The sequence below is a fragment of the Filibacter tadaridae genome (assembly GCF_900609045.1).
GTDB lineage: Bacteria > Bacillota > Bacilli > Bacillales_A > Planococcaceae > Sporosarcina > Sporosarcina tadaridae.
The window spans coordinates 510,315-530,781 of sequence record NZ_UXAV01000042.1; the positions used below are offsets into that span (position 1 = coordinate 510,315).

Genomic DNA, 20,467 nt, shown 5'->3' on the forward strand with positions numbered 1-20,467 from the left:
TCAATTCCTCCCTTTTAATACCGCTTCTAAAACGGCCATTCGTATGTATACACCATTTTCCATCTGTTTAAAGATTCTTGAACAAGAGCTTTCGATTAAACAATCCGCAATTTCAACACCCCTATTAAAAGGCCCGGGGTGCATAATAATTGCCCCTTTTTTCATTCGTTTTGCACGTTCTTCTGTCAATCCGAATTGTTCGTGATAACTCTCTTTTGTAAAACCAGCACCCGTTGTATGCCTTTCATGTTGCACACGCAGTAGCATGACAACATCGCTTGATTCTATTTCATTTCCCCATTCATTCAAGCTTTCAAATTCACCCGCCCAATTTGCCGGGCATAAGAACGTTACATTTGCTCCCAGTTTCTTCAGTGCATCCGCGTTTGATCGGGCTACACGGCTATGGGCAATGTCTCCTACAATCAAAACGTTCACATCTTTGAATGTGCCGAATTCTTCTTTTATCGTAAATAGATCCAACAATGATTGCGTTGGGTGTTGGCCCGCACCGTCACCACCATTCACAATAGAAACAGTCGTTCGACCAACCAGTTGCTCATAATAGCCATCTTCCGGGTGACGGATTATAAGTGCATCCACGCCGATAGACTCAAGTGTTTTGACTGTATCGTAAAGCGTCTCCCCTTTAATGGAGCTTGAGAATGCCGATTCGAATGGTAATACATTCAACCCAAGATTTCGTTCCGCCATTTCAAAACTCATCTTCGTACGTGTGCTTGGTTCAAAAAACAAATTACTCACCGTATATTTCCCGGGCAATTCTTTGACTCCGTATCTTTTGAACATATCCGCACGTTCAAGAAGAGCTAAGATTTCTTCTTCTTTAAGCTGTTTTATTGATACAAGATGTTTCATCCGGATTGTCCTCCTTAATATGAACAAAAGCCTTTCCAGCAAGTGGAAAGGCTCGTGGGGTATGACTATCCAGATTCTCCTCTATGGGAGAATGGGTGTCAAACGAACCTTTCCTTGTCTCTCTGGACAGTGTTAAAAGGTCTTCTATTCTTTTTCCTCAATCAATGTTTTGTCAGTTCTTCCAGGTAACAGAAGGTTAAGCGATACACCGACAATTGCCGCTAGCGCCATACCGCCGACTTCAAATGTGTCACTGAACTTGATCGCCGCACCACCTATACCGACGACTAGAATGACCGACGCAATAACAAGATTCCGCTGTTCTCCAAAGTCGACTTTATGTTCAACTAGCATACGTAAACCCGAAGAGGCAATAATTCCGAATAACAGGATGGAGATTCCGCCAAGTACTGCAGTAGGAATCGTTTGAATAACTGCCATCATTTTCCCGATGAAGGAAAATAAGATGGCGAACACTGCTGCACCGACTATGACATAAACACTGTATACTTTTGTGATTGCCATTACACCGATATTTTCACCATATGTCGTCTTGGGAGGCCCTCCCAAGAGACCACTTACTAATGTTCCAAGACCATCTCCCAGCAGTGAGCGATTCAAGCCCGGCTCTTTGATGAAGTCTTTTTCAACGACGCTTCCGAGTACAAGCTGATGACCGATATGCTCTGAAATCGTCACGATTGCAACAGGCACCATGATAAGCAAAAGTGTTGGTGTAACGACAAAGTCATAATCCACTCCCGGTATTAGGAAACTCGGAATTTCAAACCAAGAAGCTTCTTTAACTGGAGCAAAATCCAGTATGCCAATAAACGCTGAGTATATATAACCTACTACAATCCCAACAATGACAGGCATAAGGCTGATCACACCTCTGAAAAACATAAGGCAGATGATTGCTGAAGCTAGTGTCACCATTGCCGCTGAAAAATGCAACAAGTTGTATACTGATTCATTACCTACTTGGACGGTGCTTGCCATGTTCACTGCTACCGGCGCAACTGCTAAACCGATAACCATGATCACCGGCCCTACAACAACCGGCGGCAATAGTTTCATAATCCAATTCGGTCCTGTCGTCCAGATCAATAAGGATACGAGCCCGTAAACAAGAGCGACAAACATACTTCCGATCATCGCACTTCCAACCCCGCCTGAATTTGTCGCAGCGATTATAGGGGCGATAAACGCGAATGATGATCCTAAGTAGGCTGGAACTTTAAAGCCAGTGACGAGTACAAAGACAATTGTTGCAAGACCACTCGTCAGTAACGCGATTGCCGGGCTTAGACCGACGAGTTGTGGAACGAGAATCGTCGAACCGAACATGGCGAACATATGCTGCAAGCTAAGAATGACCCATCTTGCCGGTCTTGGCTTTTCATGTATATCTAATACTTTTTCAGTCATTTCCCATTTCCTCCATGCTGTTCTTAAATTATTAGCTTTCCAACTGCGATTCCTTATTTACATGGAGTGAATTGACACACTATCTATATCGTCTGTTTCTGTTACACTGACGACAACTCGCTCTTCACTTGATGTCGGGATGTTCTTCCCGACATAATCAGGTCGTATCGGTAACTCGCGATGACCTCGGTCAACAAGCACTGCTAGTTGGATTGTTGAAGGTCTACCTCGATCCATTACAGCATCCATCGCTGCTCGTACCGTTCTTCCTGTGTAAAGAACGTCATCGATGAGAATTACTTCTTTATCGGTCACATCATGTTGGATGTCGACTTGTTGAACTAATGGTTCGTTGTTGTCATGTTTCAACATGAGATCGTCTCGGTATAATGTAATATCGAGTTCTCCTGTCAGAATGGGCTTTCCTTCGATTTGCTCGATTTTTTCAGCAAGCCTCTTTGCAAGGAATGCCCCTCTTGTTTTAATGCCGACAAGGATACAGGCGTCGATGCCTTTGTTATGTTCGATTATTTCATGGGCGATTCGGGTGATTGCTCTAGCTATTGCTTGTTGATCGAGAATACTTGCTTTTTCAGCCATTGACTTGTCCTCCTCTTCTACTCAAGCCTTCCAGTAGTCGGTTGAGTTATGCGCTGTTCTCCGCTTTTCTTTCTGGCTAGCTGCGAACAGCAACTCACGCGTCTACTTCGGTCTTTCGGTCGAAATGCAAGCATTTCTACTCAAGCCCTCCAGTAGCCGGTTGAGTTACCCGCTGTTCTCCGCTTTTCTTTACACAAAAAAACTCCCTGCCTGGGATGGCGGGAGGTATACATGCAGAAAAAACTGTACAAGGATTCTGTATTCAACAGTCCACTGTACTTCCGTGCAACCTTCCCAGCCTCTCTGGACTGATTTTAAAGGTATCGCTATTCAGTTGCTTCGTATAGTATATAATTTATGCTTCTTCTTTGTCAACTCTTTTTCTCAAATTTACGATTAGCGCTTCGAAGTCTTCAGGTAGCGGCGTTTTAAATTCCATATATTCGCCAGTGGCAGGATGGTCAAATCCAAGCGTGCCCGCATGCAGGACTTGTCCGCCGAATTCAATCGTTTTTTTCGGTCCGTATTTCGGATCCCCAACAAGTGGATAACCGATATATTTCATATGAACACGTATTTGGTGTGTTCTACCTGTCTCCAACCGGCATTCGATTAGTGTATACTCGCCAAACCGTTCAAGCACCTTGAAATGTGTCACGGCATGTTTGCCTTTGTCTACAATTGCCATGTTCTGTCTTTCCCGTTTATCACGGCCGATTGGTGCATCGATTGTTCCGTTGTCGTGCGGGATGTGACCATGGACAATCGCCGTATAGACACGTGTGACAGACTTTTCTACGAGTTGGTTGACAAGTGATTCATGTGCTTTGTCATTTTTCGCGACCATAAGCAAACCTGTCGTATCCTTATCAATACGGTGAACGATTCCTGGACGTAGTACGCCGTTAATGCCTGATAAGTCCGTGCAGTGATGCATGAGCCCATTGACAAGCGTCCCGTCAGGATGTCCTGCTGCAGGATGAACAACCATGCCACGCGGCTTATTGACAACGAGTACGTCTGAATCTTCATAAACGATATCCAAGTTCAAGTCTTGTGCAGTTACATTAAGCTCTACAGGTACCGGTTCGTCAACTGTTAACAGATCACCGCGCTTCACTTTATAATTCGGTTTGACATGTTCACCGTTTACAAGCACAAATCCATCTTTTAACCATTGTTTGATTTGCGTACGTGACCAATCAGGGCTAAATGATGATAGAGCCATATCAATTCGGCTACCTGCCTGTTCTTCTGTTATTTCAAATTCAACATTATCCATTAAGACACCTTTTTCTTGTTCTTTTTTTCATCCATGATGATATGAATGATGAGGAAGATTACACCGACAGTCAATGCCGCATCAGCTACATTAAAAATCGGGAATTCATAGTTTACAACCGGAATCAGGACATCCACAAAATCGACGACTTCCTTTCGTACAAGCCGATCGATGAAATTACCTATCGCGCCGCCAAGGATAAACATAAGACTGAGTGCAAAGAGAGGATGTCCTTTCGCTTCTTTATGGAAAAAGTATACGATTCCGGCAATGACAATTACTGTGACGATATAAAAAAACCACATCTGTCCTTCTAACATGCCCCAAGCAGCACCACTATTTCGATGGGAAAGAAATCCAAGGTATGGATCGGCAACGCTGATTCTTTCTCCGATTTCCATATTTTTAACGACTAGCCACTTCGTCACCTGATCTAAAATGATGACAAGTGCCGCCAATCCGTAATAGATGAACAATCACAAAACCCCCGTCCAACAGATTCGTACTTAATTCTACCATAAAAAAAGAAGCGGCTGTACCAATCTACACGAAAAGATTGGCACAGCCGCCCAATAATCAGTCACACTTTTTACGAATAGTACTTTTTCACAACAACTGCGCAGCGTGTGCATAGTGTCGGATGTGTTTCGTCTGTACCGACTGTTTCGGAAATTGTCCAGCAACGATCACATTTTTCGCCGTCCGCTTTTTCAACTAGGACACTTGCTGTATCCAGTTCCAATGTTCCTTCAGGCATTTGGGCATCTTCACCTTCAACAAACTTTGAAACAATGAAGAATTGAGCGAAATCGATATCATCCGATGCGAATACACCTTGTAGTTTTTCAGGTACTGCAACGGTGACTTTCGCTTCGAGTGATTTCCCGATGATTTTTGCATTGCGTGCCTCTTCAAGGGCTTTCAAGACATCATCACGGATAAGCATCAGTGTCGCGAAGCGTTCGCGGAGTTGTGCCGCTTCCTCACCGACATCTTGTGCTTCCGGCATATCTGTTAACTGAATGCTTTCAACCTCTGCATGTACGATATATGCCCACATCTCGTCAGTTGTGTGCGGCAAGATTGGTGTCAACAATTTCAACAATGCAATCAATGATTCATACATAACCGTTTGCATGGCACGACGATGCTGATGATCCATGCCCTCAATGTAAGCTACATCTTTTGCAATGTCGAGATAGAATGAGCTCAAATCGCCTGTGCAGAAATTATTCACTGCGTGGTAAACACCCGCGAATTCATAGTTGTCGTATGCATTCCGTACTTCTTCAATCAAATCTTGTAGTTTCACATAGACATACTTGTCCACTGGACGAAGTTCCGCAAACGGTACACTATCTGTTACAGGATTAAAGTCCGTTGTATTGCCGTGTAGGAAACGGAGCGTATTCCGGATTTTGCGATACACTTCAGATACCTGTTTGAAGTTAGAATCAGAAACGCGCACATCCGCTGTGTAATCCACAGAAGATACCCATAGACGAAGAATGTCTGCACCCAATTGGTTCATCACTTTTGATGGCACGATAACGTTGCCAAGTGATTTACTCATTTTGCGCCCTTCGCCATCCAATGTGAAGCCGTGGCTCAGTACTCCTTTGTATGGTGCATGGCCATTTATGGCGACACTTGTCGTAAGCGAAGAGTTAAACCATCCACGGTATTGGTCAGAGCCTTCCAGATAAAGGTCTGCTGGGTAAACGAGATCGTCCCGTTCAACAAGTACACCTTGATGTGTAGATCCTGAATCGAACCAAACGTCCATAATATCCGTTTCTTTCGTGAACAATCCATTTGGGCTTCCTTCATGCGTGAATCCAGCCGGCAAGAGATCTTTCGCCTCACGTTCAAACCAGATATTCGAACCGTGTTCGCGGAACAGTTCAGAAACAGTGGCAATCGTTTCATCTGTAATGACCGGTTCGCCGTTTTCAGCATAAAATACCGGAATCGGAACCCCCCATACCCGTTGACGGGAAATACACCAATCACCGCGGTCGCGAACCATATTATAAAGTCTAGTTTCACCCCATGAAGGCGTGAATTTCGTATCTTTAATGGCTTGTAGCAACTCTGGACGGAACGATTCGATAGACGCGAACCATTGCGCAGTTGCACGGTAAATAACCGGCTTTTTCGTACGCCAATCATGCGGGTACGAGTGCGTGATGAATGATAATTTCTTAAGCGCGCCTACTTTGTCCAATGCTTCTGTAACAGCTTTGTTTGCATCTTCATAAAATAATCCTGCAAAACCGGGTGCTTCGTCTGTCATAACACCCCTGTCGTCGATTGGAGACAATGCATCGATGCCATAAGACTTGGATACATAAAAGTCGTCTTCCCCGTGTCCAGGTGCCGTATGTACACACCCTGTACCAGCCTCAGCTGTCACGTGTTCGCCAAGCATCACAAGTGAATCGCGGTCATATAATGGGTGTTTAGCCACGACACAGTCAAGTTCTGACCCTTTTAATTCACGTTCAATGGAATAATCTTCCCAACTAAGTTCCCCAGCGACAAACGACAGAAGATCTTTTGCAATAAGGAATTTTTCATCCGCAATCGTAACAATTACATACGTAAATTCCGGGTGAACGGAAATACCTAAGTTTGAAGGGATTGTCCAAGGCGTTGTCGTCCAAATCAGGAAATTCACATCTGTATCGATGACTCCTTTTCCGTCTTTTACAGGGAAACTGACATAGATGGATGGTGATTTCTTGTCTTGGTATTCGATTTCCGCTTCTGCAAGTGCAGATTCACTTGAAGGTGACCAGTAAACAGGTTTCAAACCTTTATAAATATAGCCTTTTTTGGCCATTTCACCGAACACACCAACCTGGCGGGCTTCAAAAGCTGGTTTTAATGTGATGTAAGGATTATCCCAATCACCACGGACTCCGATTCGTTTAAACTGGCTACGCTGGTTATCAATTTGAACCAAAGCATATTCCTCGCACATTTTACGGAATTCAGCAATTGTGTGTTCTTTCCGTTTTACACCTTTGTTAACAAGCGCTTGCTCAATAGGTAAACCATGCGTATCCCATCCTGGAACATAAGGGGCATGGAAACCTGACATGGACTTGTAACGGACGACCATATCTTTTAGCACCTTGTTCATCGCATGTCCCATGTGAAGATCACCGTTTGCGTAAGGCGGGCCATCATGTAAAACGAAAAACGGACGGTCTGCAGTCCGCTCCAACACCTTTTTGTAAATATTCATTTCTTCCCATTTCTCTTGCATAAGCGGTTCTTTATTTGGCAAGTTACCACGCATCGGGAAATCTGTTTTCGGCATAAGTAGTGTATCTTTGTACTCCATTTTTATTCCTCCTCTTGATTGTAAAAAAATGAAATTTCTTATGTTGAACCTGTAAATAGACAAAAAAATCCCCATCCCTAAAAAGGGACGAGGAGTTATTCTCGCGTTACCACCCTACTTGCAGCAGACGAATCCACTACCACTCAGACACCATAACGGGGTGTTTCCGGGAGTACGTACATGATTCCGCAATCCAGCTCGGGAGTGATTTTCATATCCGATTTGTTGGTCGGGCTCCCACCATCCCCGGCTCGCTGTGCTCAATTTCGGAAACTACTTTCTCTTTCGACGCCTGTTATAGCTATATGCCCATAATTATAGGTGTGCAACAAGGTTCAGTCAAGTATATGTCAAGCTTCTTCTTCAGCTAATGCATCCAGTCGTTCTGCATCCATTTTATACTCAAGTAGATTGTCCCAGTCATCCGTTTGGACAAGATCCAATTGCGCTTCGATTAACATACGGAAACGGTTGCGGAAAACTTTTGATTGTTTTTTAAGGTCTTCGATTTCCATTGAAATTTTACGTGCCCGTGACAATGCTTCATTAACAATGCGATCCGCATTTTTTTCGGCTTCTTTAACGATAAGTTTTGACTCTTTCATCGAATTTCGACGAACATCCTCCGCAGCTTCTTGTGCAATAAGAATTGAACTTTGAAGTGTTTGCTCAATTGAGTTGAAGTGCGTAACCTGTTCCGATGATTGCTTAAGGCTGTTTTTCAGCTCTTTATTTTCTTCGAGCACGTTTTCATAGTCTTTCATGATTTGCTCTAGAAATTCATTCACTTCATCCTCATTATACCCACGGAATTTACTACTGAATTCTTTATTATGTATATCAAGTGGTGATAAAGCCATCTGATGCATCCCTCCTTTACCGTATTCAATTCCTATTATACATGCTGGCGCGATAGAAAACAGCGTTATTTCAAACTATTGTCTGATTAATCATTCTAACTTACCGATAATAAGCCGAATTTTGTCTTTCCGTGTCCTGCCCTCAATCGCACGAATGCTGAATCGTCCCGAACCACGTACAGAAATCATATCCGATTCTTGGAGTTCAAAAGCTGGCTGGCTTCTGACCACCCAATTCACTTTCACTTTTTCACCGTGAACAAGTGACGACGCTTTTTGACGCGGACTATTCAGCAATGCCGCCACAACTACATCGAGTCTAAGAGAAGCGACGGTAAATAATTCCTCCACCCAACTATCTGTTGAGACAATCCACTTTTTAGGATCATCCACTTCTTCAACTGCAACTTTCGCTTTTCCAATCGATGTGAAATTTGCTTTCATGTAGTCTTTCAACTCATCCGCAACTGTAAATTGTACTTCGTCCTCACCTACCCTGATATCGCCAAACTTTGCACGATCTATGCCGAGCGCCATCATTGAACCAAGAACATCCTTGTGACCAAGTTTCAGGAATTTCGATGCGTATTTCACATGAAAAACAGTTACATTATAATCCTCTTTTTCCGGTACGTAATAATCCGGATAGATCAGTAGTCGTTGCCGTTCAGCGTTAGGAAAAGCGCCATAGTCTTCCACCAAAAAACCTGAACTTCTCACTGTCGATTCTACGATAAAACGCTGCCTCGGGTCCAGAAAACCTGTCAATTTAGGAGCGTATGTATTTTCCACTTCCCGTGTCCAACCTATCGCTGTTTCAATGAACGGTTGCTCTTCTTTCCTAAAATGTTGTACTATACTCTCCATTATCTTTCTTCTCCTTACACAAAAGTCCTCACCTAAGTGAGGACAAAATAATCATTCTAAACACTTCTAAGATACCCTTGGAAATTAAGCTTAAAGCGAATAGCGCAACAATCGGAGAAATGTCGATCATACCAAGTGGCGGAATGAACTTCCTGAAGAACCCCAAATAAGGTTCAGCAATTTTTTCGATAAGTTTTCCAAACTTCGTCTCGCGTGTAGAAGGTATCCACGACATTAAAATGTAAATAATAAGTACTACCGAGTAAATTTGAATTGCATAGGCAAGTACTTTATATATCGTTAAAAGTATCTCTGTCATACTAATTTATACCCCTCAATCTATTTCTATCGTTCAAAGTAATCGGATATTGCACCTGCAACTTCAACATTTTCTGGTACGCAAAGAAATATGTCTGTTCCAATTCGTTGGATGTCCCCGCCTAATGCATATACAGTTCCGCTCAGGAAATCGACAATGCGGATGCCTTGATCCCGATCGATCCGTTGCAAGTTGACAACGACAGCACGTTTGTTTTTAAGATGTTCGGAAATATCTTGGGCTTCTGCATAAACACGAGGTTCGACAAGAATTACTTTGGACGACTTTTGAAGACTTTGTAGACTAACAACTGTACCTTGTTGCGGAGTTTCGTTTATAGGTTGTTTAGTACGCATCGGCACTTTTTTTGCCAGTTGTTGCTTTTGCTGTTCCTGGACGGTACGTCGTTCTTCACGTTGTGGTTGCTCGCGCACATCTTCTTCATCTTCAAGGTAAAACCATTTTTCGAACTTGTTTTTTATGCTCATGCATCTTCCTCGCTTTCTGCTCCGACTAGTGCTGTCCCGATTCTGACATGGGTTGCACCTTCCTCGATAGCGATAATGTAGTCATTTGACATTCCCATTGACAAACCGTTACAAGGCGCGTGCGGTAGCTGTTGAGCGGCTATCTTGTCCCTTAACTCTCTAAGGGAACGGAAAACGGAACGGATTAAGTCGGAATCCTCGGTGAAAGGAGCCATGGTCATCAAACCGACAACTCGAATTTTATCGAATGCGCCCAGCTCATTAACGAAGTTCTGTAACTCATTTGGAGTAACACCCGACTTTGTTTCTTCGCCAGAAACATTTACTTGTATGAAGCACTCCAGTGTACGGGAAGCCCGTTTCTGAATTTCTTTTGCAATACTCAATTTATCAACAGAATGTAAGTAATCAGTCGTATCAACAATATCTTTAACTTTTCTGCTTTGGACATTGCCAATGAAATGCCATACTGCTTTTGTTTGTATCTTTTGCTGTTTGTTCAAAAGCTCTTCTGCACGATTTTCACCAAGATTGACGATGTTCGCTTCCAACACTTTTGAGGCATGTGTTGCGGTGACTTGCTTTGTAACAGCTACGACTGTAATTTCCGAACTATTTCGTCCGGTGCGTTTACAGACTTCTCGAATGTCTTCTTCAATTTTCTGTATTCTCGTTTGAAGATTGCCCATAGTCATCACTACTTTTCATCTTTTGTTGTCCCTATTGTAACAAGTGGTAGTCTACTTATCAATGATAATTCACTTTTTCCCGCTTCTCTTGCCGATGAGGACTATATCCTTACCGATTGTTGTAACATCTTCAAGCCGAACCTTTCTGGTATCTTTATCCTTATCTTTCATATCAAAAAATATACTTCGGTCTCCACCGCCGATATGTAATAACTCCACTTTACCCGTTTCAATATCGATGGTTGCATCTTGTACATATCCAAGGAATGCTCCCTTCGTAGCATCAATGACTTCTTTTTTCTGAATTTCGGAAAACCTCATCTAAATCCCTCCCTACCCCACTATATGTCGGTGTACAGAAAAAAACGCAAAACAGGAATAGTTTTGCGTTTTTATATTAATTAATTGCGCCTCGGCGTGATTGCGTCTAGATTTTGAATTAATCTTGTGCATTCAGGACGCGGGTATGCAACGGGGATAGATTGAACTCCATCTTTCTTTATTGCCGCAGTATGCGGCGTTCTTAGTCTGAGATCCTCTATTCAGCTGGGGGTTTAACCCCCACTGAATTGAATGTATCTTTGGCGCTCATCCCGCCACTTATGTAAGTAGCGAGATGAATTAAGTTAATTTTGTTCCATACCATCACGTATGATTTTCACCGCGTTCTTTTCAAGCCGAGAAATTTGTGCTTGTGAAATGCCTAGCTCTTTTGCAATTTCAGTCTGTGTTTGTCCTAAATAAAACCGTTTTGATAAGATTGCTTGTTGTCGTTCATCCATTCCTGCAACCGTTTCTTTTACCGAAACATATGTCAGCCATCGTTCTTCTGATACTGTTTTGTCTTGTATTTGATCCATCATGAAGATGGGATCGCCTCCATCACCATTCATCGGCTCATGAAGCGACATCGGATCTTGAATCGCATCCAGCGCGAAAAGTATATCATCCGCGGGTATGCCCGTAATTTCAGCTAAGTCCGAAATCTTAGGTTCTTTCTGATTGTCGTTAATGAATTGTTCTTTTGCACGTATCGCTTTATACGCAATATCGCGCTGGGACCTTGAAACTCTAATGGAATGATGGTCCCGAAGATGTCTTTTTATTTCTCCGATAATCATTGGCACAGCGTATGTCGAAAATCGTACATTGTGCTTTAAATCGAAGTTATCAATCGATTTGAGAAGGCCTATGCAACCTACCTGAAACAAATCATCTGCTTGTTCACCTCTGTAAGCAAATCTTTGGACTAGACTTAAGACTAATCTTAAATTTCCTACAACCAACTCGTCTCTTGCTGAATGATCACCACTTTGTAATCTTATAAACGTCGACTTCATCACTTCATTCGTGAGCAACGGCAATTGTGACGTATCAATACCGCAGATCTCAACTCTTGTACGTACCATTGGCTTTTCCTCCGCATTCTGTAGATGACTGTACAAAATAGTCTGTCCCCAGTCGTGCAGAATATGCGGAAAACCGGTTCGCCAATTTCAACCATTATGCAATTGGGTGGTTCAATCGCTCTCGTAAATCGGTGATAATTTTCTTTTCAAGTCGTGAAATATAGGACTGGGATATTCCTAGTAATTCAGCAACTTCTTTTTGTGTCATTTCAATTTTACCGGTTAAACCGAAACGGCAGCCCATAATATAGCGCTCTCGTTCATCCAACGTTGAAATGGCTTCAATCATATGCTGACGTTCGATTTTCTTTTCTACATCATCAATAATAATATGCGCATCTGTTCCAAGAATATCCGATAGTAATAATTCATTTCCATCCGCATCTGAGTTGAGCGGTTCGTCAAATGAAATTTCTGATTTTGTCCGGTTTGTTTTGCGCAAATGCATAAGAATCTCATTTTCGATACAACGGGATGCGTAAGTTGCCAATTTAATGTTTTTATCGACTTTAAATGTTTCAATCGCTTTTATGAGCCCGATGGCACCAATGCTAATGAGGTCCTCGATATGTGTATTCGTATTATCAAAGCGTCTGGCAATGTAAACAACTAACCGCAGATTTTTTTCAATCAGCGTATCACGTGCAGTCAAATCGCCTTCCATAAAAGCGTGGATTGTCTTTGCTTCTTCTTCTCTCGTCAATGGTTTTGGTAATGATTCATGTCCTCCGATGTAGTATGTGCCATTTTTCCGCTTAAAAAAACTCAGCAGCTGTGAAAACCAATTTTTCATTTTAAGCAACATGTACAGTTCCCCCTTCTTCGATTAATGATTCCATTGCAGTGATGTGTAATATGGCTCCGACACCATCTGGATAACGGCGGTCTTTTTTTGTGAATACGATATAACCCGGTTCCAGCCTCCTTTCTTCCTGGATTGTCCACTGTTCAAACTTAAAGCCGATTGCCCATGATTGACCTTGTACGGTTAACAATCTAACCAGTCGCATGTCTTTATGATAGACATCTGGAAATCCGGATAACTCAGGTGAACCATGTGTATCCCATTCCAATAATGGTGTTTTCAAGTTTTCAGGAATAGCTTTTTCCACTGTGTGAAAAGAGACAAAATGAACAGGAGCACCTGATAATGGTTCTGTGCAACTATTGCCTGGATCAACAAACACCTTTACCGGGATATCATGTCCCCAAATACGCAGGACGGACGTCGATTTTAGAGAAGCCACTTGACGAGTTGTCCTAACATCCGACCATTTCTTTTTCATAAAGTAAAGTGATACATAAGCGACTACCGCATAAGTGATGACGGTCAAAGGCGTTGTGGATAGGCTGGTTCGATATTGGAAAACGGTTAATAGCCCACCTGCAAATACTGCCCCTATTAATACCGTTGAAGCAGATTTTTTCCATGGCTCAAACGAACTGCCAAATGCAATACCTGTCATAATCACGAACGAAATGACAATTACAAAGATCGATGAAGGAAGTAACGTAACCGGGACGGCTCCTGCAAATGAAGCAAGTAATAGACGTTTGCGGGTAGCTTGAACGTTTCCCACTTTGTTTGCGAATGAAAGGATTGCATAATTGAACAGCATGTTGACGCCAACAATGAGTTCTCCGTACATCGTCCACCCTCCTTGTCTACAACGATAACAAACCTTCTTTGAAATGTTTGTCGGAATGAGGATGAATGTTGAAAAAGAAATCGACAACTTTCGCTTGGTGAAAGTTATGCGTGTAAATGTTCATGTAAAGAAATCCATTGAATCCGCTGCTGCGCCAGGTGCTGACGCCATTTGTGAATTGTCGCAGCACCTGACGCTGAATACAAGAAAACAAAAAAGCCTTCGGGAAAGTGACTTACACTTTCCCGAAGGCTTTTTATGGTCGAAAGAAATCGGCGCTATCAATTATTTCCGGCGTTGACGATTCCGTAAAAATGTTGGAATATCCAATCCGTCATCAGGCTGTCCTGATTGTTGTTGCTGACGAGCAGGCTCCTGTTGTTGCTGTACATGCGATGTTTCTTCTCTACGCTCACGTACCTGCGGCTGATGGCTAGGTTGTGTCTCACGGGCCTGTGGGCGGCTTGCGCCGAATCCAGAACTTCTTGCTGACCTAGGTTGCGTAAGTTGTTCGTCATTGAAGCCGGTCGCAATAACCGTAACAATAATTTCATCTTTCAAATTATCATTGATGACAGAACCGAAAATCATATTCACATCCTCATCTGATGCAGATGCAACGATGTCCGCCGCTTCCTGCACTTCGAACAGACTCAGATTCGATCCGCCTGTGATATTCATAAGGACACCTTTAGCACCGTCAATAGACGTTTCAAGTAGCGGGCTGGAAATCGCTTTTTTAGCAGCTTCTGATGCCCGATTCTCACCTGTCGACATACCGATTCCCATAAGTGCTGATCCTTTGTTCGACATGATTGTTTTCACGTCTGCGAAATCCAGGTTAATAAGACCTGGTACTGCAATAAGGTCAGATATACCTTGAACACCTTGACGAAGTACATTGTCCGCTTCGCGGAATGCTTCGAGCATCGGCGTATTTTTATCAACGATTTCAAGCAATTTGTCATTTGGAATCACAATAAGAGTATCGACTGACTCTTTCATAGCGGTGATGCCGCCAATTGCCTGTGTTGAACGTTTCCGTCCTTCAAAAGTGAAAGGTCTTGTTACAACCCCGACTGTAAGTGCGCCGATATCTTTTGCAATTTGTGCAATAACCGGAGCTGCTCCTGTTCCAGTTCCCCCACCCATTCCAGCAGTGACAAATACCATATCGGCGCCACGCAATGCTTCTTCAAGTTGTTCTTTACTTTCTTCTGCCGCTTTTTTCCCGACTTCCGGATTTGCACCGGCTCCAAGTCCACGTGTCAACTTGCCACCAATTTGCAACTTCACTTCAGCACTTGATAGATTAAGAGCTTGTGCATCTGTATTTACTGCAATGAATTCCACACCTTGTACACCGTGTTCAATCATACGATTTACCGCGTTATTACCACCACCGCCAACACCAATTACTTTTATAACTGCAAGTGCATCGACGTTCGTATCAAATTCCAACATCGTCTCTCCTCCTAATCCATCTCATCCATCTCTAATGAAACTTTTCATTCATTCAAAAAAATTATCGAATACTTTTTTAGCCCGATTTAAAAGACCGGGTTTATTTTGCTGTTTTTGTTCAACCTTTTTTTTCTTGTGAACTGGAGCTTGTCCATTATTTTCACTGACAGCTACAGTCGATGACTCCGGTGTGTGACCGAAATATTCATCTTGCATATGAGCATAACGTATTAGCCCCACTGCTGTCGTATACATTGGCTCCCTTACACCGATATATTCTGGTGTATGGATACGGACTCTCGTTTTTAATACATGTCTTGCCAATTGGAGTAGCCCGTCCATTTTTGTAATTCCACCAGTTAGTACTACACCACCCGGCAAATCATTGATGCCCATTTTGTAGAACTCTTCAAGAACCAAGTCAAAAAGTTCTTCCAGTCGAACACCAATGATTTCAGAAATATAGCGCTGGCTATATTGGTCTTTTGAATCCACCCCGATAACAGGGACTTCAAACAATTCATCGTCGGACGCATCATCGTAAAACGCATGTCCATACTGATGTTTGATCTTACGCGCCTGCTCTGTTGGTGTCTTTAAAACAATCGATAAATCTTTTGTAATATGATCACCGCCAACAGGAATTACAGCAGTGGACATAAAACGATTCTCTCCAAAGATTGCTATTGTCGTAGAACCCCCACCAATATCAATATACGCCGTACCATGATTCTTTTCATCATCTGTTAAGGCGAATGTACCTGCTGCAAGCGGTTGTAAGTAGATTTCCCGTATATCCAGTCCTGCCCGTTCCACGCAACGTAGAATGTTATGTACGAGCGTTTTTGGTGTTGTAATCAGTGTACCATCCATTTCGAGCCGGACACCGATCATTCCGCGCGGATCTGTTATTTCATCGTAATCATCAACAATAAATTGCTTAGGGATGATGTTGATGATTTCTCGTTCAGGCGGGACGGACATCACCTGTGCCGATTTCATAACCCGATCAAGATCATCGTCTGTAATTTCCCGGTTTTCCGAGTTTACAGCCACGACCCCTTTCACATCTTGCAAGACAACACCATTTGCCGGTATGCCTAAAATGACTTCCTGAATTTGCATACCAATCATTCGTTCAGCTTGGTCTACCGCTTTACGAATCGATTGGACCGTTGCATCGATATCGATGATTGTCCCTTTCCGGATACCTGCGGATTGAACATTTCCAACTCCGATTACATGCAATGCCCCGCCATCCACTTCGCCAATCAATACTTTAATTGTTGATGAACCTATATCAAGTGAAACGTATAATTCTGACTGACTCAACTATCGGCACCTCCTAAAACAACTCTTAAACCCCATTCTATTGTATTACGACCGTATTGTCTAAATATTTTCGACATACTAGCTCAAATCCTTTCTTTCAGGAACATTCGTATTCAACTTTTTTTCGCGATCCGTCCATTTAGCCAGAAGGATTCTTCTAATCACTGCAATATTTTGAAATAACCTTACACCAAATGCGAATACGGCTGCAAGATACAAATCGACTCCGAGATGCACACCCAGAAATGCCAATGCAGCTGCCAGTGCAATATTAAAAAAGAATCCTGACACAAATACCTTATCGTCATAAACTTGTTGTAAATGTGCTCGAATTCCGCCGAAAAGTGTATCGAGCGCAGCTAATACTGCAATTGATAAGTAATTGCCATATACTTGCGGAATTTGTAAATCTGAAACTAAACCTAGTGAAATCCCGAGAACAAGCCCGAGTAAAGGCAACCACATTGTCATTCCCCTTTCGGTATTTCTTTTAGGAACTCATTCTTAAATTTCTCTGTCCACCCTGAAATTTTCAATTCCTGAATTGGTTTTCCTATATCCAGTGTAAAGTTATCAAGATAAAAATCATCTTGAATCGTTGAAGCTGATAAGAAATTATATAACTTTTCGCTATCACTAAGTGTAGGCGAAATTATTTTCATCGTAAATGGCGGAGTCGCTATATTTATTCCATTCACAGCTGTTACACCATTGATGTCCCGTATTGAGCTTAAAGTAGTGTAACGTTTCCCATCTATTTCAAGGACAATTCCTTTAAAACGATTTAACTCATTGACAAATCGGGTAAGTAAATCAGGCGAGATGCCCGTTATCGGTATACCAAACGCCACACTTTCAGCGGATGGCCGCACTTCAACGATGATACCGGGCCCAATAGTATCCATTCTACCTGCTTGCCGATTCAATTTATCGACTGTTGTCGAGAGTGCTTGTCCTGCATTCTCGTTATTTAGTGATTCGTATGTATGGATTGTTTTATCGAGTTCCCGAATTTCGGACAACAATTCGGAATGACTTTGTTTTTCAGAAGATAACTCTTTACGAATTGCCCAGATGTCCCTTGTATCACGTATCTCAGGAACTTTCAGCGTATTATATTGGACGGCAGTCATAAATCCGACAATAAGCAGAATCAATGTGAATCTCCAATGTATCGTTTTTCTCATCCGTCCAACCTCCTCGCGCAAATTAACTCTCGTTTCGTAATGCTGATAAACGAAGATCCTTCACTTGCTCCGTCGTAACAATAATATTATCCCGAATTAGGCTGTCAATTACACCACCCTTCAAATGTAATGAAGCTGATAGGACGTCCGTGTCACCGATTGCTTCAATCACAAACGGCGCAGGAAAGGTTCTACCGTCCACAGTAATAACCGGACCCGTACATTTAATGTAAGCGTCTGAAGTAATTCTTTGACCGTTAATCGCTAATCCCTGCGCCCCTGAAATTGTCAGTTCATTGACAACGCGAAGAATATGGCTTTCGTGAACAATATAATCATTAGGATTTTGCTCTACTGGATCATAATCCGCATCTTGTAATGTCACACGAATACCTTGTCCCATCGCAGGAACGACGCCAAGCAGCAGCCGAAGGTCTTTTGCCTCTTCAACTAGACCTGCATGTTCTTCTTCCCTATTGGAGAAAGATTGTTCGTATTTTCGTATCTTCTCCTGCTTGGCGGCGATCTCATCTGATAGTTCTTTATTTCTTTCTTGCTGATTGATTAAACTTTCGCGGTATTGCTCTTCTTGGGCAAAAGCGGCTGACTTAATACTTCCTGGCTCACCGCTCTTTCCGAGAGTTCGATAAGAAAATGCCAAAATGAAACCGAGGACGAGGAAAACGACAGAAAAAAGAATACGCTTTCCACTTTTCTTATGTTCATCAGTTGTTTTCTTTATCAACGATTTCACCTTCTTCTTTCAACCCGTACACTTCACTGTACGGCGTGAAAAACACACCGACTTCCATATCAATAACACCTTTTTCAATCCCATTCAGCTGGGCAATTACACGGGGATAATAGTTCATTCTCTCGGCGAATGTAGAAAGATCTGCCCGAACCTCATATCCATCATCCATGTAAAGAATGATACTATCCTTATCTTCTTTTTTTCCTGCAAAGATAATTTCAGAAATGAGTTGGTAAACGTGATCATCTATTTCCAGCAATTGTTTCGTTAAACGTTTTCGAACTGTGGAATCACCGAAGTCCTTAAGTACCGGCGCCTCTTCCTGGGGTATCAATTTTGCATTAGGAAATACTTCTCCATTTTCTAATAACAAGCTAAATTCCCCTTCATCTTCAAGGTAAGCAACCGTATCCCATTCCGTGATTTTGATAGTAATATCCCTAAACTTTTTTCGGGATACCGAAACGGCTTTAACACCTTCGACTTTTTTCAATTTTTTTTCAACATCTGAAGAATTAAAATCCCATAAAGGCTCGTCCGGTGCAAGACCACTCATTCCTATGTAGAAGGCCTGGTCATGGAGCAGTGTAGAATTTACGCTAATCTTCCCAATTCGGCTAAGGGGCGATTGAAAATAGAGAATGGCAAGGAGAGCACAGACGAACACCGTCAAGATGAATAGAAATTTTTTATTTGCCTTTCTTCGACGTTTCTTTCGCATCGACGGTATTCTTTCTTCGATATCAATGACCTTATCCATCCCATCTCCCCCAATCCACTCTACTTCTTAGAACTCATGAAATGCATAATTGTTCCCGCAGCCATCCAAGTCGTCATGAGTGACGAACCGCCATAACTGATGAAAGGAAGCGTAACACCCGTAACAGGCAATAGACCGGAAACAACACCGATATTCAAAAACATTTGGAATAATATCATCGAACCCATTCCGGCAACGATAAGAAATGATGACTGGTCACGGGTACGAATGGCTATTCCGCATGTCGACATTAGCAACACAGTAAAAAGTATCAACACAATTGTAGCTCCGATAAAACCCGATTCTTCCGCAATTATCGAAAATATAAAATCATTTTGCGGCTCCGGTAAATACAAATACTTTTGTCGGCTATTCCCGTAGCCATGACCGAATAGCCCGCCCGGTGCAATTGCAAATAGTGATTGAATGCCTTGGAACCCTGTACCAAGTGGATCATTCCAGGGATCGATATAGGATTTGATACGGTCTAGCCTATAAGGGGCTGTTGCAATCAATGCAACGAATGCACCAACGCCTGCAAGGCCCAAAAATGCAAAAAAGCGTATTGGATAGCCAGCCAAAAACAAAATAACAAATGCGGCAACAATCATAATGACCGCAGATCCCAGGTCAGGTTGTAGCATGATCAATGCTGCCGGGAGAAGTATCAACCCAAAATGTTTAAAATGGATTTTCTTTTTTCCTTTAGTATGACTAAAGCTGCTAGCCAATTTACCAATAAGCGCTATTTTAACAAACTCAGCTGGTTGTAAACTAAATGGGCCTAACGCAATCCAACTTTGTGATCCATTTCGCACAACACCAATACCTGGTATTAAAACGGCCACTAGTAAAAGAATCGTAGCATAGTAAAAGAAAGTCCACATTTTAGGATTTGAGGTTAAAGGGCTCTTCATCATAGCAAGTGCAATTCCTATGGACACAGCCATGTAAATTGCCTGTTTTACGATAAATGGTGAGGAATCCGCATAATGCACAGCACCCCAATATGAACCCGCCGAGTGGACGAAAGCTAAACCGATAAAAGACAATGCCATGGCCGAAACAATAAACGAAGCTTTTAACTTCCTTTCCAGTGAACGCATCCTTCCGTCATATTTCTTTACCCGTTACGTGTTCGTTCA

The 20,467-nt window shown here is 42.5% G+C and carries 23 protein-coding genes and 1 other annotated feature; of the genes, 1 reads left to right on the plus strand and 22 read right to left on the minus strand.

The window, feature by feature from the left end:
- From FILTAD_RS11920 to FILTAD_RS11990, 15 genes are all read right to left on the minus strand, one after another.
- Nucleotides 1-879, minus strand: coding sequence for an aspartate carbamoyltransferase catalytic subunit (locus FILTAD_RS11920; protein ID WP_124070981.1), 879 nt, complete (start codon nucleotides 877-879; stop codon nucleotides 1-3).
- 144 nt (nucleotides 880-1,023) lie between these two features.
- Nucleotides 1,024-2,310 carry a uracil-xanthine permease family protein gene (locus FILTAD_RS11925; protein WP_124070982.1) on the minus strand — a complete coding sequence of 429 codons (1,287 nt, stop codon included), beginning with the start codon at nucleotides 2,308-2,310 and terminating at the stop codon, nucleotides 1,024-1,026.
- A 57-nt stretch (nucleotides 2,311-2,367) separates the two neighbouring features.
- A complete protein-coding gene (gene pyrR, locus FILTAD_RS11930) occupies nucleotides 2,368-2,910 on the minus strand; it encodes a bifunctional pyr operon transcriptional regulator/uracil phosphoribosyltransferase PyrR (RefSeq protein WP_124070983.1) in 543 nt (180 codons plus the stop codon).
- 355 nt (nucleotides 2,911-3,265) lie between these two features.
- On the minus strand, nucleotides 3,266-4,192 hold the full coding sequence (locus FILTAD_RS11935; protein WP_124070984.1) for an RluA family pseudouridine synthase: 927 nt from the start codon (nucleotides 4,190-4,192) through the stop codon (nucleotides 3,266-3,268).
- A complete protein-coding gene (gene lspA / locus FILTAD_RS11940; RefSeq protein ID WP_124070985.1) occupies nucleotides 4,192-4,668 on the minus strand; it encodes a signal peptidase II in 477 nt (158 codons plus the stop codon). Before lspA ends, FILTAD_RS11935 begins: the two co-directional genes overlap by 1 nt.
- Nucleotides 4,669-4,781: 113 nt before the next feature.
- Complete coding sequence (gene ileS / locus FILTAD_RS11945; RefSeq protein ID WP_124070986.1) at nucleotides 4,782-7,544, minus strand: isoleucine--tRNA ligase; 2,763 nt, start codon at nucleotides 7,542-7,544, stop codon at nucleotides 4,782-4,784.
- Between the two features lie 80 nt (nucleotides 7,545-7,624).
- Nucleotides 7,625-7,842, minus strand: a binding site (T-box leader).
- Nucleotides 7,843-7,894: 52 nt separating this feature from the next.
- Nucleotides 7,895-8,404 (minus strand): DivIVA domain-containing protein, encoded by a 510-nt coding sequence (locus FILTAD_RS11950; RefSeq protein WP_124070987.1) that lies wholly within the window; start codon nucleotides 8,402-8,404, stop codon nucleotides 7,895-7,897.
- Nucleotides 8,405-8,494: 90 nt separating this feature from the next.
- The gene (locus tag FILTAD_RS11955; RefSeq protein ID WP_124070988.1) at nucleotides 8,495-9,271 is read right to left on the minus strand and encodes a YlmH family RNA-binding protein; all 777 of its coding nucleotides are present in this window, start codon (nucleotides 9,269-9,271) and stop codon (nucleotides 8,495-8,497) included.
- Nucleotides 9,272-9,299: 28 nt separating this feature from the next.
- Nucleotides 9,300-9,590, minus strand: a complete 291-nt coding sequence (locus FILTAD_RS11960) for a YggT family protein (protein WP_124070989.1) — start codon at nucleotides 9,588-9,590, stop codon at nucleotides 9,300-9,302.
- 26 nt (nucleotides 9,591-9,616) lie between these two features.
- A complete protein-coding gene (locus FILTAD_RS11965; RefSeq protein ID WP_124070990.1) occupies nucleotides 9,617-10,078 on the minus strand; it encodes a cell division protein SepF in 462 nt (153 codons plus the stop codon).
- Nucleotides 10,075-10,767 (minus strand): YggS family pyridoxal phosphate-dependent enzyme, encoded by a 693-nt coding sequence (locus FILTAD_RS11970; RefSeq protein WP_124070991.1) that lies wholly within the window; start codon nucleotides 10,765-10,767, stop codon nucleotides 10,075-10,077. The genes FILTAD_RS11965 and FILTAD_RS11970 overlap by 4 nt, the downstream gene beginning before the upstream one ends.
- A gap of 69 nt (nucleotides 10,768-10,836) precedes the next feature.
- A complete protein-coding gene (locus tag FILTAD_RS11975) occupies nucleotides 10,837-11,088 on the minus strand; it encodes a PRC-barrel domain-containing protein (protein WP_124070992.1) in 252 nt (83 codons plus the stop codon).
- 305 nt (nucleotides 11,089-11,393) lie between these two features.
- Nucleotides 11,394-12,176, minus strand: a complete 783-nt coding sequence (sigG, locus tag FILTAD_RS11980) for an RNA polymerase sporulation sigma factor SigG (RefSeq protein ID WP_124070993.1) — start codon at nucleotides 12,174-12,176, stop codon at nucleotides 11,394-11,396.
- 94 nt (nucleotides 12,177-12,270) lie between these two features.
- The gene (gene sigE, locus FILTAD_RS11985) at nucleotides 12,271-12,981 is read right to left on the minus strand and encodes an RNA polymerase sporulation sigma factor SigE (RefSeq protein WP_124070994.1); all 711 of its coding nucleotides are present in this window, start codon (nucleotides 12,979-12,981) and stop codon (nucleotides 12,271-12,273) included.
- Nucleotides 12,971-13,825 (minus strand): sigma-E processing peptidase SpoIIGA, encoded by an 855-nt coding sequence (locus FILTAD_RS11990; RefSeq protein WP_124070995.1) that lies wholly within the window; start codon nucleotides 13,823-13,825, stop codon nucleotides 12,971-12,973. The genes sigE and FILTAD_RS11990 overlap by 11 nt, the downstream gene beginning before the upstream one ends.
- A gap of 61 nt (nucleotides 13,826-13,886) precedes the next feature.
- Here FILTAD_RS11990 and FILTAD_RS11995 point away from each other — a divergent pair, with 61 nt between their 5' ends.
- Complete coding sequence (locus tag FILTAD_RS11995) at nucleotides 13,887-14,126, plus strand: hypothetical protein (RefSeq protein ID WP_124070996.1); 240 nt, start codon at nucleotides 13,887-13,889, stop codon at nucleotides 14,124-14,126.
- Here FILTAD_RS11995 and ftsZ read toward each other — a convergent pair.
- From ftsZ to ftsW, 7 genes are all read right to left on the minus strand, one after another.
- On the minus strand, nucleotides 14,111-15,289 hold the full coding sequence (gene ftsZ / locus FILTAD_RS12000; protein ID WP_124070997.1) for a cell division protein FtsZ: 1,179 nt from the start codon (nucleotides 15,287-15,289) through the stop codon (nucleotides 14,111-14,113). The genes FILTAD_RS11995 and ftsZ overlap by 16 nt on opposite strands.
- A gap of 48 nt (nucleotides 15,290-15,337) precedes the next feature.
- Nucleotides 15,338-16,621 carry a cell division protein FtsA gene (ftsA, locus tag FILTAD_RS12005; RefSeq protein WP_124070998.1) on the minus strand — a complete coding sequence of 428 codons (1,284 nt, stop codon included), beginning with the start codon at nucleotides 16,619-16,621 and terminating at the stop codon, nucleotides 15,338-15,340.
- A 78-nt stretch (nucleotides 16,622-16,699) separates the two neighbouring features.
- Entirely contained in the window at nucleotides 16,700-17,086 is a 387-nt protein-coding gene (locus FILTAD_RS12010) for a small basic family protein (protein ID WP_124071238.1), read from the minus strand.
- A 2-nt stretch (nucleotides 17,087-17,088) separates the two neighbouring features.
- On the minus strand, nucleotides 17,089-17,808 hold the full coding sequence (locus FILTAD_RS12015) for a DUF881 domain-containing protein (protein ID WP_124070999.1): 720 nt from the start codon (nucleotides 17,806-17,808) through the stop codon (nucleotides 17,089-17,091).
- 22 nt (nucleotides 17,809-17,830) lie between these two features.
- Nucleotides 17,831-18,550: a DUF881 domain-containing protein gene (locus FILTAD_RS12020; RefSeq protein WP_124071240.1), complete on the minus strand. Its 720-nt coding sequence runs from the start codon at nucleotides 18,548-18,550 to the stop codon at nucleotides 17,831-17,833.
- A complete protein-coding gene (locus FILTAD_RS12025; RefSeq protein WP_124071000.1) occupies nucleotides 18,534-19,322 on the minus strand; it encodes a cell division protein FtsQ/DivIB in 789 nt (262 codons plus the stop codon). Before FILTAD_RS12025 ends, FILTAD_RS12020 begins: the two co-directional genes overlap by 17 nt.
- 20 nt (nucleotides 19,323-19,342) lie before the next feature.
- A complete protein-coding gene (ftsW, locus tag FILTAD_RS12030; protein ID WP_124071001.1) occupies nucleotides 19,343-20,428 on the minus strand; it encodes a putative lipid II flippase FtsW in 1,086 nt (361 codons plus the stop codon).
- Between the last annotated feature and the right edge of the window lie 39 nt (nucleotides 20,429-20,467).